1 protein-coding gene is annotated in these 528 nt (G+C 35.6%); it reads right to left on the reverse strand.

Annotated features, from left to right (window positions below):
• Window positions 1-138: 138 nt before the first annotated feature.
• On the reverse strand, window positions 139-447 hold the full coding sequence (locus Xedl_RS20065) for a DUF7823 domain-containing protein (protein ID WP_074025477.1): 309 nt from the start codon (window positions 445-447) through the stop codon (window positions 139-141).
• Window positions 448-528 lie beyond the last annotated feature (81 nt).

The raw sequence follows: 528 nt of genomic DNA on the forward strand, positions 1-528 counted from the left end.
TGACCTCGACGTGGTATTTCTTGTTGAGATCAGCCAGGCAGAAAAAGGTTCAAAAATATCCCTCGATTCAATCGAGGGATTTGTGTAGAAGAGACAGGCATTAAGCAGCCTTGAATTCAGTGTGTGAGTTTGGATGTATTATTTCCAGTTGATATACAGGCGCTTGGTTACACCTGTTTGCTTTAATACATTTCCCAAACTTTGCGCTCCATCTCCTGTGTAAATATTATCAAAAGCATATTTACCATAATATCCATTTGGGTCTGGAGGTGGATAAGTGTTTTTACCGAGGTTATAAGTTACACCATCTACGGTTATATAAAGATTTTTATTTTGAAATAGTTCTAATGCCTGCTGATAGCTTTCATCATCTTTGTAAGAATATACTGCCCATTCGAGTTGAAATTGATTATTTGTGGTGAACACAGCTTCTAAATAACTTTTCATAATTATGAGAGTTTCATATTTCCTATCCCTTTCCATTGATTTGCTGAAGCGGCATTTAAAAAAAACTTAACTCTTTTGATC

It is taken from the genome of Xenorhabdus eapokensis (assembly GCF_001908105.1).